Here is a 13,716-nt window from a genome sequence, read left to right on the forward strand (position 1 = left end):
TATATAAAATTATAGGAGGAAAAAAAGTATGAAAAAGGGTTTAGCATTACTATTAGTAATCGTAATGTCATTGTCTGCATTAGTTGGATGCAAGAATAATGCAGCAAACGATACGGCAAAAGAAAACACAAAAGACGGTCAGAATGTTACGAATGCACCGGGTGACCAGAGTGCAGGGGATGCAGAGGATACGATTACAGTATTATTACCCCCGGTCAGCCCGACCTACCAGGATTATTTTGATGAGTGGACCAAAGGATTTCATGATCAGTATCCGAATTTGACACTTAAAATTGAGGCAGCAAGCTGGGAAGATGTTACACAGAAGCTTGATGTACAGGTTCAGGCAGGTTCACCCCCGGATATTGCTTTCGTTGGAGCAGGAACCATTGCAAAATACATTGATACCGGATTATTATTGGATATCAGTAATATAGCAACGTCGGATATGCTGAATGATTTTGACCAGAATATATTAAACTACTATAGAAACGGCGATGGTTTGTATGGTATGCCTGCTTATGCCGAGGTTCATGGTATTGGCGGTAACAGGGAAATGTTAGAAGCAGCGGGAGTGGACTGGAAGAAAGTTCAAAAGGAAGGCTGGACCTTTGAAGAATTCAGAGAAGCAATCAAGGCAGGCGTAATAAAGGATGGCAATACAGTGAAGACCTACGGTTTCGTATTTGCCTGCTCCGGCGTTGCCGCTGCGGACTATCTGAATATCTTTGTTAAAAATGCAGGTATGCCCGATCCCTTCACTAAGGATTTAAAATATGCTTATACCAGCCAGAATTTCTTAAAGCTTCTGGAAGACATGAGAACTCTTATTGATGACGGCTCCATGCCCAAGGAACTTAGCTCCATTGATGCCGGAAAGCGTTGGAATATGTTCCTGACAGGACAGACCATGATTACAGGAAAAGGCTTATCCGTATTTGAACGTTCCGCAAAATTAAACAATGACAAGATTGATGCAAAGGACGGAAGTGCAGTAGAAGGAAGTATTAAGGCTGATTACATTATCCTTCCGGTTCCTACCTTCCTTGGAAATAAGATGCAGGCAGCTGGTGCGATTGACGGTTATGTAATGTTCAGAGGAAAAGAAGAGCCGACCAGCGAACATTTATCCAATGTGGCTAAAGCAATGTATTATCTGGCAAGCGGAAAAATTGCCGCAGTTACCTGTAACGATTTATATATCTCCCCTGTTTGTGAAACAGGAAGGCAGGCAATGGCAAATGTAGAACAGCCGGAAGGCAAGAATGAAAATAATACAGAAGCAGCACAATTACTTGCATCCCAGATTTCCGAAGCACGCACGGATATTACGCCGGAGCTTGGTGCTGCAGCACAGAAGATTTCGGATGAGGTAATGGTACCTAAATTCCAGGCATTACTTGCAAATGAAATCACACCAAAGGAAATGTATGATGCCGTAAAAGCAGCAGCAATCGAAGCTTTCGGAAAAGATGGTGTCGTAGTTGACTAAGGCTTCAGAAAGTAATTATTTTGTAAAATAAAGCAGAATATAAAGGGCTGCTGCAAACTATCCGACTATAACTTTGGAGAAGGTTATGGGGTAAAAATTTTGCAGCAGCTTTGTTAATCGGAGGATGCTATGAATAAAGTCAAAAATACATCATTACACACAAGAAAAAAGAGAAGGTTAACGAATGAAAGCATCTGGGGATATATTTTTATTCTGGCTCCTTTTTTGGTATTTGCACTCTTTACCCTATATCCCATAATCGATGCATTTATTATCAGCTTTCAGAAGTTCAAGCCGCTGAAAACAGAATGGGTTGGCCTGGACAATTATACAAAAACCTTTAAAAGTTCCTTGTTTTATCAATCATTGGTGAATACGGCCGTTTATACTGGTATTACCGTACCGCTTTCCATGATGATTTCTTTTGTTATATCAATATTAATTGTACCCCTGACAAAAAGAAAACAGAATTTTTTTAAAGCTGCCTACTATCTGCCTGCAATTGCATCCGGTGTAGCCCTTTCCTTTGTGTGGAAGTGGATTTATGACCCGTTGCCGTCAGGTTTACTTAATAGATTGGTTTTATTTTTTGGAGTGGATAATCAGAATTGGCTGGGAAGTTCAAGTACAGCAATGTTTTCTCTGATTTTTATGGCTATGCTGTCCAGCCATGGAACCACAATTATTATTTACATTGCAGCACTGCTTGGCATTGATAATTCCTATTACGAATCTGCAGATATTGACGGAGCTACCTTCTTTCAAAAGTTAAGGTATATCGTTCTTCCGCTTGTAAAGCCTACCACGGTATTCCTATTAATCACCAGTGTAATCGGTTCATTTCAGGTATTCCAGAACGCCTTTTTGATGACCGGCGGCGGACCGGATAATAAAACGACCATGGTCGGCCTTCTGATTTTCAATAATGCCTTCAAATATTTTGAATATGGTCAGGCATCGGCACAGGCACTGGTTTTAACAGCTATTATAGGTATATTTACATTTATACAATTTAAATTGACTGGCGATAATGTGGAATATTAGAAAGGCGGATACCGATGGCTCTATATAAAAATTACAGTAAAAATGAAAAAGGCAAGCAATACTTCCGCAATGGCAGTATTATGCTTCTGCTGGTTATTTTAGTATTGGCTACCCTGTTCCCAATCTATTACATGATTATGTCATCCTTTGGGGCTCCGGTGGAATCAGGCGCAGCCAGTTACTCTTTAATTATGAAAAAACCTACAATTGCATCTTATCAGTTTTTCTTTGAATACAGTAAATATTCTTTCCGTTGGATTTTTAACTCCTTTGTCGTAGCAGGAGCAGTCACGGCATCGAATGTTATCTTTGCTACCGCTGCAGGATATGCATTCAGCAAGCTCCGTTTTCCCGGAAACAAAGTTTTATTTTCTGTCTTACTGGTTTCAATGATGATACCCTATCAGGTAACCCAGGTTCCTCTGTATATCCTGATAGTAAATGTGCTGAAGATGGATAATAGCTATTCAGCATTAATTGCTCCCGGACTGGTATCTGCCTATAATGTATTCCTGGCAAAGCAGTTTATCGGCTCGCTGCCGACGGAGATTATTGAGGCTTCAAAGATAGAAGGCTGCAGCCAGTTCAAGCTGCTGACTAAGATTATTATGCCCTTATCGAAGACCGTTATGGCGGTTATGGCAATCAATACCTTTATGAATAACTGGAATACCTTCTTCTGGCCTTTCCTTGTTACCAAGACAGAGCAGATGCAGACAATTCAGGTAGGCCTTAAAAACTTCAGTTTTGCAAATACTACCTATTTTTCGCCCATGATGGCCGGAGCAACGATATCGGCATTACCAATGTTTATCCTGTTCTTTGCTTTGCAGAAATATTTCCTGGAAGGCGTTACGGTCGGTGCGGTAAAAGGTTAAGATTTAAACTTGAGGCGTATAGAGGAAGGAATGGCGGTTAAAATGGAATTATTTAAGAGAAAAGAAATCAGAAAAGTGGTCGGACTGATGTCAGGAACTTCCGTGGACGGAATTGACGCTGCCCTGGTGGAAATCACCGGTGATCCTTATGACGGAAAGGTGAATTTGCTGGAATTTGAGAATAAACCCTTCCCGGAGGAAATCAGAGCCAAAATATTTGATTTATTTGATACCGGGCATGCTGCCGTGGATAAGGTTGGTTATATGAATGTGCTCTTAGGTGAGCTTTATGCACAGGCGGCAGTTTCTGTTGTAAAGAAGGCAGGGCTTGAGATGGCAGAGATAGACTGCATCGGTTCCCATGGGCAGACCATTTATCATCATCCGCAAATCTGCAGGGAAGATGGCTATCCAATCCGGTATACCGTACAAATCGGGGAAGGTGCGGTAATCGCAAACCGGACCGGCATTCCCTGTGTCAGTGATTTTCGCGTGGCGGACATGGCAGCCGGAGGTCAGGGAGCACCCCTCGTTCCCTTTACGGAGTATCTGCTATACAGAAGTGATAGCAAAACAATATTACTTCAGAATATCGGCGGCATTGGAAATATTACCGTATTGCCGGCGGACTGTGGCGCCGGTGAGGTGTATGCTTTTGATACCGGACCCGGAAACATGATTATCGATGGACTGATGTCCCGTTTTACCGGTGGAAAGAAAAAGATGGATGAAGGCGGCCGTATTGCAGCCGGCGGAAAGATACATACTTCCTTATTAAAGGAGCTGTGCAGCCATGATTATTTTAATGAAAAACCTCCGAAATCCACCGGCAGGGAGCTGTTTGGAGATACTTATATAAACCGGCTGTATGATACCATTCACGATTACAATATATCCCTTGAAGATGCTATGGCAACAGTAACAGATTTTACGGCATGGGCGATAGAAGATTCTTATCAGAGATATATCCTGCCGCACCATCCCGCAGATCAATTGCTGATTGGGGGCGGAGGCAGTTACAATGGTATATTGGTGGACAGAATACGGAAAAGATTAAATCAGTACAATGTAGAAGTGTTACTCCAGGAGGACCTGGGATTTAACAGTGATGCAAAGGAGGCAATTGCCTTTGCCCTGTTGGCGGATTGTACGATGCAGGGCAGATGCAATACCATCCCTTCCGTTACAGGTGCGAACAGGCCGGTGGTGATGGGAAAGATATCCTTATAAGCAGCGGATTTTGGAAAGTTTGGCATAACTTAGGGAAAGGAGCCAGGGTGCATTAAGGGGAGCAGCCTGTGAATAATACCATGATAGATACGTATAAAGAGGAATATAGGGACGGTATCTTAAAACTCTGGAATACGGCAGCCGTAAAGACGGGGTATAAGGAATTGGATACGGACTCATTTTCGAGAATTTTCACTGGTAATAAATATTTTAATGCAGAACAGGCCTTTGTTATGCGAAAGAATGACAGTATCACCGGGTTTGCCTGCGGATGTATGGGAGAAGATCTTCCCCTGGGTAAAACCAGCGGTTACATTACCTGTGTCATATTGCGGGAGGATGCAGAGAATACAGAGAATTATGAACAGCTGCTAAAACTGCTGGAGGAAACCTTTCAAAAGGCTGGCAAAACCCAATCGGAAGTTTTGTTCTTCAATCCGATGCTGCTGCCCTGGTACATCAAGGATACGGATCGTCATGAGCATAATAATGCGCCGGGTGTTTTTAAAGACAGCAGGTTTTATGACGAGCTTTTGCAGAACGGATATATTTTGCGTACGACAGAACAGGCAATGTATTTAAATCTTAAGGAGTTTGATATTCCCCGGACAATTGTAGAAAAGCAAGAAAAAGCAGCCAAGGAAGGCTATGAGGTTGCTCTGTTTGATAAAACCAGACACCGCAATGTGGAGCAGATGCTTAAAAAACTGGAAAATCCATTGTGGGAAAGGGAAATCACTCAGTGTACGAAAGAAGGGACGCCTGTACTGGTTGCTGCCAAGGATGGAGAGGTAGTAGGATTTGCTGGCCCTATGATCCGGCAGAAAAACGGACGGGGATATTTTACCGGTATTGGCGTTGTGAAGGAGCATGAGGGACACGGGCTGGGGACCGTTTTATTTTATAAGCTATGTGAAGAAGAGAAGAAGGTTCAGGCATCGTATATGTCATTATATACCGGTGCAGAAAATCCGGCGGCCCGGATATACAGCCAGGCGGGCTTTCGAACCGTACAGGAATTTGCTGTTATGAGAAAGATGCTTTAATCAGGCTGCAAAAAGCAGCAGAATGGAGGAAACTATGAATGACGGAAAATTAACTATATTGGCAGTAGGCGGACACATCGGAGATATGGAGCTTACAGCCGGAATGGCTTTAGCAAAGCATGCTCTGGAAGGGGCACACATCGTAACTCTGGCGTTAACGGCAGGTGAAAAGGGAGCCCCGGCAGGAAGAGACATTGCAGATTATAGAAAGCAGAAGGTACAGGAGGCAGAGACCTTTGCAGAAATGTTAAACGGAGAGGCAATTGTATTCGATTATCCCGACGGTGAATTGTCGGATAATGATGAGGTACGTTTTCAGGTATGTGATGTAATCCGTAAGGTTAAACCGGATATTCTGATTACACATTACAAGAGCTCCATGCATAAGGATCACAATAATACACATAAAATCGTAAATGATGCCCGTTTTTATGCTTCCCTGCCGGGTTTTATAAGAGAAAATCCGCCGCATTTTGCAGGACGCTTTTACTATGCGGAAAACTGGGAGGATGCAGTGGATTTTAAGCCTTATCTGTTTGTTGATACTACAGAGGGGTATGAATTATGGAAGAAGGCAGTTGCTGCCCATTGGTTTGTGACGGGCAGTACCTCCTTTCCTTACCTGGAGTATTACGATCATTTAAGCAGAGTCAGAGGAATAGAAGCCAGAAAGGGAAGAGCGGAATGCTTTATGATCCCTGCGGAAACCTACCGTGTTATCCGGGAAGGCTTATAAAAACCATTTCACATCCGGCATTGAGTGGCCTCACGGCCAAATGTCCGTTAGGGAGGAAATTAACGTGAAGGAATGGAAGCTTAGGGATAAAATCGGACAGATGATTATGACAGGATTTCCGACTGCCGATATTACACCGGAACTGATTGAATTAATTGAAGAATATAAGGTAGCCAATATTATTCTATTCTCCTATAATCTTTGCTCTGTAGGGCAGGTACAAGATACATGCATGGACTTGCACTTAAGAATTGAGCAAAGTACCGGTCATCCTGCATTTATTGCCGTAGACCAGGAAGGCGGAGTGGTCACCCGCCTTCCCAAGGGAGCGTGCAACGTACCGGGAGCAATGCTGATTGCAGCCGCCGGTAAAGAGGAATATGCCTATCAGGCAGGGGTGATTACAGGGACACAATTAAAAAAACTGGGAATCAACGTAAATCTGGCTCCGGTCCTGGATGTAAATTCCAACCCGGATAATCCCGTCATTGGTGTCAGATCCTATTCGAACGATCCATACCGGGTGGAACGTTATGGAATCAATATGATGAAGGGGCTGTTGTCCGAAGGAGTTATGCCTGCAGTAAAGCACTTCCCGGGACATGGCAATACGGCAGTGGATTCCCATATGGGTCTTCCGGTGGTTGAAAAAGACTTAGCTGAATTAATGGATCATGAACTGATTCCTTTCTTAAGTGCAATTAAGCACGGGGCACCTTGTGTTATGACCTCGCATATTCTTTTTCCGAAGCTGGAGAAGGAAAAGAAGCCGGCAACCATGTCAAAGGCAATATTAACCGGCCTTCTAAGGGAACAATTAGGCTTTCAGGGAATCATTATTACAGATTGTCTGGAAATGGGAGCAATCCAGTCTTTCTACGGTACGGCCGAAGGGGCAGTGGAAGCAGTGAAGGCAGGAGCGGAGCTGCTCTGTATTTCCCATACGCCGGAACTGGTTAAGGAAGCAATTCAGAAAATTGAAGAGGCAGTTGCAGCCGGTGAGATTCCGGTAGAATACATTGACCGGGCGGTAAGCAACCTATTAAAATGGAAAGAGAAGTACCGGATTGAACCTGCACGAAAGGACACCTCCTGTATTGGCAGTACGGAGCAAAAGGAGGCTGTTGCTAAGATGGCGTTAGCGGGCATAACCAAGGTATCGCCGATGGAATTGCCGGAGGTCACGAAGGATACAGTTGTGATTGGCAGTTATGCCTACCGGTCTACCCTTGCCAGCAGCTCGGTGGATATGGAACTGCATTTTGCAAAATATATGGCTGAAAAGTTCGGCTGCAGATATCTTGAACTTCCGGTGAATCCGGGCGAGGATGAGATTACGGCAGCAATGTCACAGCTAAAAGATGCATCCTTTGTAATCTATGGCTTATACAATGGACATCTGAACAGGGGACAGATTGATCTGGCTAATAAAATCAGCCGGGAAGGGAAAGAACTGCTGGCAGTTACCTTAAGAAACCCTTATGATTTTTCCCTGCTGGATGACAAAATCCATAAGCTGGCAGCATTTGAATATAATACAGTTGTATTCGATGCCTTGGAAAAGGTTATAAGAAAACAGCATAAAGCATCGGGGAAGCTTCCGGTAACTTTAAAATAGACAGAGTACTAGTCTGCGTGCCAGCACACTAGCCTTGAATTCAGGAGGGACAGACAGTGGAAAGATATGTAATCGGAATGGACGGCGGAGGAACAAAGACCGCCGTCTTGCTTGCGGATACCAATGGAAAGATACTAGAGGAGTTCACCGGTGGGACGATGAATTATAACGGAAGCAGTAAGGAATTTATTGATTCCAACCTGCAGAGCATCTTTCATATAATCACAGAGAAGGGCTTTCAGGCACAAGGGTGTGCTGCAATTTGTGTGGGAGCTGCCGGCATCAGTAATCTGACCGTAAAAGAACAACTGCTGGATAATATCAGAAAGGCAGGATACCTGTGTCCGGTCAGCCTCGTGGGTGATGTTGATACGGCCTTTGCCGGTGCTTTAGAAAACCAGGAAGGAATCATACTCATATCCGGTACCGGCTCCATCTGTTTGGGAAAGGATAAAGAGGGAAATTCCTGCCGCACCGGTGGCTATGGGCATTTAATCGATGATGTCGGAAGCGGCTATGCAATTGCAAGAGAGATCCTTTCAGCCGTTGTAAAGTCCAGTGATGGACGAAGGAGGCCGACCCTGTTAAAGCAGCTGGTCTTTGAATACTTAAACATTAGCAGGATAGAAGAACTAATCTCCTATGTTTATGCGCCAAACCGCAATAAAAAGGAAATTGCGGAGCTTTCTGTTTTAATCGAAAAAGCGGCGGAATGCGAGGATGCGGCAGCGGAAAGGATTATCGAGGGTTGTGTATCTGATCTGGTGGAATTAGCTGCACCGGTAGTCGGACAGTGGAAAGAAGCGCCGGTCCTGGCAGTCTCAGGGAGCGTATTGCTTCATAATGCGTTAATCTATGATAAATTCTGTGTGAGTATGCAAAAAGCTTACCCGGGGATTACAGTAACGAAAGCAAAAAAAACGGCAGTATACGGCGCAGTGCTGCTGGCCCTTAAGCTATGGGAGAATAACAGGACGGCTTAAATTCAGATTGGAGGCGATTTTTAAGTATGGTAAGGACAGGAATAGAAAATACCGGGGAATGGGCGGACTTTCTTAAAGGAAAAAGGGTTGGATTGATTACAAATCCAACCGGGGTAGATTTAAGCTTAAGAAGCACAATTGATATACTAAAAGAAAAAACAGCTTTAGTACGGTTGTTTTCCCCAGAGCACGGCGTCAGAGGGGATATACAGGCAGGTGATATGGTTAACTTTTATGTTGATGAGAAAACCAGTCTGCCTGTTTTTTCATTGTATGGGAAGAATAAGAAGCCTTCGGAGGAGATGTTAAAGGATATCGATGTCCTGGCCTTTGATATTCAGGATGTGGGCTCAAGGCTATATACCTATCTGTATACCATGTCCTATTGCATGCAGAGCTGTGCGGATTATAAAAAGACCTTCCTTGTCTTTGACCGTCCCAATCCTATCGGGGGCAGCAAGGTGGAGGGCAATCTTGTTAAGCCAGGCTTTACTTCTTTTGTCGGTTTGCATCCCATCCCTTACAGATACGGCTTGACCATAGGGGAAGCTGCACTTTTATTTAACCAGGAGTTTCACATTTCCTGTGATTTAAAGGTAATTCCGATGACAGGGTGGGAGAGAACTATGTATTATGAAGACACGGGACTTCCCTGGATTATGCCGTCTCCGAATATGCCTACGGTAGAAACGGCAGTTGTATATAACAGTACCTGTATTTTGGAAGGAACTAATATTTCGGAAGGAAGGGGAACGGCAAAGCCCTTTGAAATTGCAGGAGCACCATGGCTGGAAGCAGAGACATTGGCGGAGAACATGAATAAGAAGGGGCTTGCAGGTATATTATTCCGGCCGGTCTACTTTACTCCGACCTTTTCAAAGCATGTCGGTGCGCTTTGCCGGGGAGTGCAGCTGCATGTGACCGACAGGAAGAGCTTTTGTGCGGTAGAAACAGGGCTGCACCTTTTAGAGGAAATAAAAAGGTTATCCGGTGAAAAATTCTCCTATAACGCACCCTATTCATCCTCCGGAAAGCCGATGATTGACTATAATACCGGAGATGATTTTATCCGGACACATGACTTTTCTGCTAAGGAAGTATATGAAATGTGGGCAGTGGAAGCAGAAGAATTTGCAAAGAGAAAACAAAAATACCATTTGTATTAATCAGCTGTCGTTGCGGTGGGAATGAGTTGCCTGATAGCTGCTTTCCAGCATACCGGTCACATTCGTATAATCCCTGTTTGCAATAGCGGTAAAGAGAATATCGGCGATAATAAGCTGGGCTATTCTTGAGCTCATGGCACCGCTTCTTTTATAAATCTCCGGCGAACTGGTGTAAAGTACATAATCGACGGATTGTGCCAGGCTGCTTTTCCCATACTTCGTGATTGCCAGGGTAATGGCACCGTTTTTCTTCGCGATATCCAGGGTCTCCAGAATTTCTTTTGTTTCGCCGGTATAGGAGATGAAGATAGCAACGTCTCCGGCTGTTATTGTAGAGGCATAGGTGAGGCTGATATGGGAATCATGGCAGTAGGAAACATTATATCCGATGCGCAGCAGTTTATAATATAAATCGTCGGCAACCAGGCCGGAAGCACCGACGCCAAAGATACGGATGGCTTTTGCATTTATTATTTTGTCAACGATACCTGATAACATAACTTCATCAAATAGTTTTAAGGTGGCGTCAATTGCCTGAATGCTGCTAAGGCACACATTTTCAGCCATGGATATATAGGTGGAATGATCCTTGATATCGGTAAACTGCAGCTGTGGAGTGGAATTCTCGTTTTCTGTTATGGTCTCATTCAGTTCAACAAAAAGAGACTTTTTCAAATCCTTCATTCCGTCAAAGCCGATGGATTTGCAGAAACGGACCCAGGCTCCCTGGCTTGTACCGGAGAGATTTGCCAATTCGGCCAAGGGGTAACGAAATATATTGTCTATATTTTGAAGAATATAATCAGCTACCTTTTTCTCGGTTTTATTTAATTGGGAATACATATTTTTGGTTCTTATCTCGACAGTAGTCATGTTTACCTTGCCTCCGTAGGTTTTATGTTATTATTATACATTAATATGGGTTTTGTTACAACAAGGTCTTTGGTTCCCGCCATGACGAATGCATGAAAGAGATTTTGGAAAACTGACGATGATTTTGGCTTATATTTTTCCATTTTCTTGTTCAGCGGTCCAAATTCCACTAAAACACCAGCAACTGTTCCTGACAGGTGAAATTATGCCAAAATTATCTGGCTATTTACAATCGGTTCTTTCATGCGTTCGCCGTGTGGTTTCCATAGAAGAAGCTGCCACTGCGAGGCAGACGGGAAAAATTACGAAAAAGGAGTTCTAAGTTATGAGTAACTATATCTCGATGGATATTGGGGGTACATTTATTAAATACGGGCTTATGAATAATGAATTTTGCGAAGAAAATCCTCTGGTGCTGCCGACGGAAAAGAATCCGGAACGGTTTTTAAATCAGCTGATACAAATAATCAATGAGAGAAAGGCTGAAGCAGACGGTGTTGCCATAAGCATCGGAGGCTTTATCAATCCGGTGACCGGGCATAATTCCGATTATAGTGTAGGGAATAATTTTAAAGCCTATAATTTGAAAGAAGAATTAGTGAAACATACAGGACTTCGCGTGGCAATCGAAAATGACAGCAATTGTGCGGCTCTGGCAGAAATGCAGCTTGGTGCCGGAAGGAATTGTTCGGATTTTTGCATGGTAACTCTGGGTACGGGAATCGGCGGAGCAATTATCCATAATCGTCAATTGCTGCGTGGCAGGAACTTTAAGGCTGGTGAATTCGGATTTACCATAATCGGGCGCGAAGGTCATAATCGGGCATATGATTATAAGGCGGCATCCGCTACCGCAGTACTGGCAAAGCGGGTGTCTGACCTGTTGGGTCAGAGTGTGGACGGCAATTATGTATTTGACCATCTGGAGGATATGAGAGTAAAGGAAATCTATGAGGAATGGCTTGAGGATCTGGCAATGGTAATCGGAAATATAGCCGTGAGCTTTGATCCGGAGAAGGTAATTATCGGAGGCGGAATCAGTACCAGAGAGAGCTTTATTACGGATTTACAAAGCAGAGTATATCATATCTTTAAGCATCTTAAAGAGTATGTGACAATCGAGGCCTGCAGGCTGGGTAATAATGCCGGTAAGATTGGTGCCCTGATTAATTTTATGGAACAATATGAAAATAGTGGAAAGGAAAGGTGTTCTAAATGAGCGAAGGGATTAAAATTGTAACTATCGGCGGGGGCTCCAGCTATACACCGGAGTTGGTGGATGGCTTTATAAAAAGATATGACAGGCTTCCGGTACGTGAATTATGGCTGGTTGATATTGAGGAAGGAAAGCATAAGCTGGAAATCGTCGGAAATCTTGCCAGGCGAATGGTAGAAAAAGCCGGAATACCAATGAAGATATATACGACGCTGGACCGAAGAGAGGCTTTAAAGGATGCCGATTTTGTAACCACGCAGCTTCGGGTGGGACTGCTGGAAGCCAGGATAAAGGATGAAAGAATCCCCTTAAGCCATGGAATGCTGGGACAGGAAACCAATGGGGCCGGCGGATTATTCAAGGGACTGCGCACGATTCCTGTCATCCTTGATATCTGTAAGGACATGGATGAATTATGCAAGGATGCATGGCTGATAAACTTTACAAATCCGGTGGGCATGATAATGGAGGCAGTTAGCCGTTATTCCGGCAGAAAGAAAGCGGTCGGTTTATGTAATGTTCCGATTGATATGCAGAAAGCCATTGCCAGGATGTTAAACCGTCCCCTGGAGGAGGTTTATATTACCTTTGGCGGTCTTAATCATATGGTATTTGTGACGGGAGTATACGTTGACGGTAAGGATGTAATAGATGAAGTGATTGACCTTTGGGGAAATCAAAGCGTAAAGAATATCAAAGGAATTGAATGGAACAAAGGATTCTTAAAGCAGCTGGGCGTAATCCCCTGCTCCTACCACCGGTATTATTTTATGGGAAAGGAATATTTGGAGGAGGCAATCGAGCACTACAAAGAAAACGGTACAAGAGCAGAGAAGGTAAAGAAGATTGAGGAAGAGCTTTTTGAGCTGTATAAGGATGAAAACCTGAAGGAAAAACCCAAGCAGCTGGAGCAGCGCGGAGGGGCTTATTACAGTGATGCGGCCTGCAACCTGATCTGTTCGATTTATAATGATGTCCGGGATATCCAGGTGGTGAATACGGTAAACCGGGGAGTACTTAATGAGCTGGAATATGACGAGGTAGCGGAGATGAACTGCATCATCACAAAGAACGGGCCTATCCCTGTGTCTGTCGGAAAGCTTCCCAAAGCAGTCAATGGACTGATACAACAGATTAAGTCCTTTGAGATAGCAGGTGCCGAAGCAGCAGTTACCGGTGATTATGATAAGGCGCTGCTGGCTATGATGATTAATCCGCTGGTTTTCTCACAGAGCCATGCCATCACGGTACTGGATGAGTTATTTGAAGCTCATAAGGAGTATCTGCCGCAGTTTTATAAGAAGACAATGCAATAAGAAAGCCTATCTGCTGCCTGATATTAACTCCTTATAAAGGAAAACAAATCAATGATAATTTTCCAGTTGTATTTTAAACAAAATCGGCGTATATTGGGTGTGAGTTATATTGTCAGCA

At 43.8% G+C, this 13,716-nt stretch carries 12 protein-coding genes; 11 read left to right on the forward strand and 1 reads right to left on the reverse strand.

What is annotated here, in order from left to right; translation table 11 throughout:
• Positions 1 to 28: 28 nt before the first annotated feature.
• The 9 genes from BUF11_RS02090 to BUF11_RS02130 all read left to right on the forward strand — a co-directional run bounded on the left by BUF11_RS02090 (position 29) and on the right by BUF11_RS02130 (position 10,193).
• Positions 29 to 1,492 carry an ABC transporter substrate-binding protein gene (locus BUF11_RS02090; protein WP_073587141.1) on the forward strand — a complete coding sequence of 488 codons (1,464 nt, stop codon included), beginning with the start codon at positions 29 to 31 and terminating at the stop codon, positions 1,490 to 1,492.
• A gap of 129 nt (positions 1,493 to 1,621) precedes the next feature.
• Positions 1,622 to 2,536: a carbohydrate ABC transporter permease gene (locus BUF11_RS02095; RefSeq protein ID WP_073587142.1), complete on the forward strand. Its 915-nt coding sequence runs from the start codon at positions 1,622 to 1,624 to the stop codon at positions 2,534 to 2,536.
• A gap of 14 nt (positions 2,537 to 2,550) precedes the next feature.
• Positions 2,551 to 3,414 carry a carbohydrate ABC transporter permease gene (locus BUF11_RS02100; protein WP_073587143.1) on the forward strand — a complete coding sequence of 288 codons (864 nt, stop codon included), beginning with the start codon at positions 2,551 to 2,553 and terminating at the stop codon, positions 3,412 to 3,414.
• Between the two features lie 30 nt (positions 3,415 to 3,444).
• A complete protein-coding gene (locus tag BUF11_RS02105; RefSeq protein WP_207665462.1) occupies positions 3,445 to 4,644 on the forward strand; it encodes an anhydro-N-acetylmuramic acid kinase in 1,200 nt (399 codons plus the stop codon).
• A 68-nt stretch (positions 4,645 to 4,712) separates the two neighbouring features.
• A complete protein-coding gene (locus BUF11_RS02110) occupies positions 4,713 to 5,690 on the forward strand; it encodes a GNAT family N-acetyltransferase (protein WP_242952293.1) in 978 nt (325 codons plus the stop codon).
• A 34-nt stretch (positions 5,691 to 5,724) separates the two neighbouring features.
• Positions 5,725 to 6,426: a PIG-L deacetylase family protein gene (locus BUF11_RS02115; protein WP_073587144.1), complete on the forward strand. Its 702-nt coding sequence runs from the start codon at positions 5,725 to 5,727 to the stop codon at positions 6,424 to 6,426.
• Between the two features lie 64 nt (positions 6,427 to 6,490).
• Complete coding sequence (locus BUF11_RS02120; RefSeq protein ID WP_242952294.1) at positions 6,491 to 8,044, forward strand: glycoside hydrolase family 3 protein; 1,554 nt, start codon at positions 6,491 to 6,493, stop codon at positions 8,042 to 8,044.
• Between the two features lie 56 nt (positions 8,045 to 8,100).
• Positions 8,101 to 9,027 (forward strand): BadF/BadG/BcrA/BcrD ATPase family protein, encoded by a 927-nt coding sequence (locus tag BUF11_RS02125; protein ID WP_084558408.1) that lies wholly within the window; start codon positions 8,101 to 8,103, stop codon positions 9,025 to 9,027.
• Positions 9,028 to 9,053: 26 nt separating this feature from the next.
• Positions 9,054 to 10,193, forward strand: coding sequence for an exo-beta-N-acetylmuramidase NamZ family protein (locus BUF11_RS02130; protein ID WP_073587145.1), 1,140 nt, complete (start codon positions 9,054 to 9,056; stop codon positions 10,191 to 10,193).
• Here the strand turns inward: BUF11_RS02130 and BUF11_RS02135 are convergent, their stop codons facing one another.
• On the reverse strand, positions 10,194 to 11,066 hold the full coding sequence (locus BUF11_RS02135; RefSeq protein WP_073587146.1) for a MurR/RpiR family transcriptional regulator: 873 nt from the start codon (positions 11,064 to 11,066) through the stop codon (positions 10,194 to 10,196). It lies immediately after the preceding gene.
• 325 nt (positions 11,067 to 11,391) lie between these two features.
• Between BUF11_RS02135 and BUF11_RS02145 the strand changes: the two genes are divergently transcribed.
• Both BUF11_RS02145 and BUF11_RS02150 read left to right on the forward strand, forming a co-directional pair.
• Complete coding sequence (locus BUF11_RS02145; protein WP_073587148.1) at positions 11,392 to 12,285, forward strand: ROK family protein; 894 nt, start codon at positions 11,392 to 11,394, stop codon at positions 12,283 to 12,285.
• Complete coding sequence (locus BUF11_RS02150; RefSeq protein WP_073587149.1) at positions 12,282 to 13,598, forward strand: 6-phospho-beta-glucosidase; 1,317 nt, start codon at positions 12,282 to 12,284, stop codon at positions 13,596 to 13,598. The genes BUF11_RS02145 and BUF11_RS02150 overlap by 4 nt, the downstream gene beginning before the upstream one ends.
• Positions 13,599 to 13,716 lie beyond the last annotated feature (118 nt).

Source organism: Anaerocolumna xylanovorans DSM 12503, from assembly GCF_900143645.1.
GTDB classification, from domain to species: domain Bacteria; phylum Bacillota; class Clostridia; order Lachnospirales; family Lachnospiraceae; genus Anaerocolumna; species Anaerocolumna xylanovorans.

Coding starts and splice junctions, on each gene's coding strand:
- BUF11_RS02100 (WP_073587143.1), top strand. CDS start 2,551: ATGGCTCTATATAAAAATTACAGTAAAAATGAAAAAGGCAAGCAATAC.
- BUF11_RS02090 (WP_073587141.1), top strand. CDS start 29: ATGAAAAAGGGTTTAGCATTACTATTAGTAATCGTAATGTCATTGTCT.
- BUF11_RS02135 (WP_073587146.1), bottom strand. CDS start 11,066: ATGACTACTGTCGAGATAAGAACCAAAAATATGTATTCCCAATTAAAT.
- BUF11_RS02150 (WP_073587149.1), top strand. CDS start 12,282: ATGAGCGAAGGGATTAAAATTGTAACTATCGGCGGGGGCTCCAGCTAT.
- BUF11_RS02145 (WP_073587148.1), top strand. CDS start 11,392: ATGAGTAACTATATCTCGATGGATATTGGGGGTACATTTATTAAATAC.
- BUF11_RS02130 (WP_073587145.1), top strand. CDS start 9,054: ATGGTAAGGACAGGAATAGAAAATACCGGGGAATGGGCGGACTTTCTT.
- BUF11_RS02105 (WP_207665462.1), top strand. CDS start 3,445: ATGGCGGTTAAAATGGAATTATTTAAGAGAAAAGAAATCAGAAAAGTG.
- BUF11_RS02115 (WP_073587144.1), top strand. CDS start 5,725: ATGAATGACGGAAAATTAACTATATTGGCAGTAGGCGGACACATCGGA.
- BUF11_RS02095 (WP_073587142.1), top strand. CDS start 1,622: ATGAATAAAGTCAAAAATACATCATTACACACAAGAAAAAAGAGAAGG.